Origin of the sequence: Protofrankia sp. Cj3 (genome assembly GCF_917627355.1) — a bacterium.
In the GTDB taxonomy this organism is placed as follows: Bacteria; Actinomycetota; Actinomycetes; order Frankiales; family Frankiaceae; genus Protofrankia.
Genome location: NZ_CAKJTR010000233.1, coordinates 5,342 through 6,534 on the forward strand (window position 1 = coordinate 5,342; position 1,193 = coordinate 6,534).

3 protein-coding genes are annotated in these 1,193 nt (G+C 69.4%); all 3 read left to right on the forward strand.

What is annotated here, in order from left to right:
* The first annotated feature begins 142 nt into the window (after positions 1-142).
* Positions 143-379, forward strand: a complete 237-nt coding sequence (locus MJ783_RS21035) for a hypothetical protein (RefSeq protein ID WP_239313070.1) — start codon at positions 143-145, stop codon at positions 377-379.
* 152 nt (positions 380-531) lie between these two features.
* Positions 532-750, forward strand: coding sequence for a heavy-metal-associated domain-containing protein (locus tag MJ783_RS21040; RefSeq protein ID WP_239313073.1), 219 nt, complete (start codon positions 532-534; stop codon positions 748-750).
* A gap of 94 nt (positions 751-844) precedes the next feature.
* Positions 845-1,111 (forward strand): heavy-metal-associated domain-containing protein, encoded by a 267-nt coding sequence (locus MJ783_RS23795; RefSeq protein ID WP_370651751.1) that lies wholly within the window; start codon positions 845-847, stop codon positions 1,109-1,111.
* Positions 1,112-1,193 lie beyond the last annotated feature (82 nt).

Consider the following 1,193-nt stretch of genomic DNA (forward strand, 5'->3'; position numbering starts at 1 on the left):
ACCGGGTTTACCGGGCACCGTCGCAGCACCAGGGGCGGCGAGCCGGGGGCCGGAAGCGGACCATCAACAAAAAGCCGGACAGCCACCGGGCCAGATCTTAGACTGGGAAACAATCTGTCGCCTTTTATCCACTGGAGCTGTCATGAGTGTATCCGGAACGCCTCGCCACATCCTGACCTTCTGCGGCAAGTGCAGCTGCGGCTGCCCGGAGCTGTTCGTCGACCACGAGGCGCCCGCGGAACAGCGGATCGTGCTCACTGACGACTTTGGCCAGCGCATCCAGATGAGCGTCGACCAACTGCGGGTGATCGTCGACGAGGCTCGGTCGGGCCGGATCAGCGCGCTGGTCGACGCGGAACTCGCAGCCCTGGTGGGATGACCATCGCTCCGCTGCGGGACAGGTCGGTGACGCGCGGCCGACGGCCGACGGCCGCCTGACGGCCGCGCCGCGCGGGGACTCCCGCCGACGCTTCTACTACCCTTCATCGAAAGGGTTTCGACGGCGAGGCCCGCGACGCGGTAGGAGCATCAATGACGGCGCTGACGGTGCAGGTACCCGACATCAGCTGCGACCACTGCAAGGCCGCGATCGAAACGGCCGTCAGCCAGGTGCCGGGCGTCAGCGCAGTGTCCGTCGACGTCGCGTCCACCTCGGTCCGCGTGGACCACTCCGCGGCGGTGGATGTGCGTGCCATCGAAGCGGCGATCGTCGACGCAGGTTACACGATCGGAGCGATTGTCGGAGCGTGAGCAGAATGCCGGCCGCGCCTGCCGCTCCACCCGCGGGCGCGACAGCCGGCGCGGCTGTCACCAGCACCGCGCTGGTTGAGCGTGCCGTCCCGGGATGACCTGTGCAGCCTGCGCCCGCCGGGTCGAGAAGGCGTCGAACCGGCGGGCCGGAGCCTGGGCGACGGTCAGCCTGGCGACGCACCGGGCGATGGTGACCTGGAGCGACGGGTGTGGGCCGGGCGCCGAGGTGCTGGCAGCCGCCGTCGAACAGGTCGGAGATTCAGGCCCGGCTCATTCCCGCGGATGTACCGGCCGGCGGCGTGCCGTCGGGAGCTGGCGTGCGCAGCGCACATCGTTGGCGTCAACTCACGCCCGATGGTGATGGTGGCTGGCAAGGCGGCGTTGCAGGTTGGCGTGCCGGAATTCCCACACCGCACCGGCCTGCCGGAGGATTCCCCGGTCGT

What these genes read in the sequence shown, in the direction of transcription:
- MJ783_RS21035 (WP_239313070.1), top strand. Translation starts at nt 143, where the DNA reads ATGAGTGTATCCGGAACGCCTCGCCACATCCTGACCTTCTGCGGCAAG.
- MJ783_RS23795 (WP_370651751.1), top strand. Translation starts at nt 845, where the DNA reads ATGACCTGTGCAGCCTGCGCCCGCCGGGTCGAGAAGGCGTCGAACCGG.
- MJ783_RS21040 (WP_239313073.1), top strand. Translation starts at nt 532, where the DNA reads ATGACGGCGCTGACGGTGCAGGTACCCGACATCAGCTGCGACCACTGC.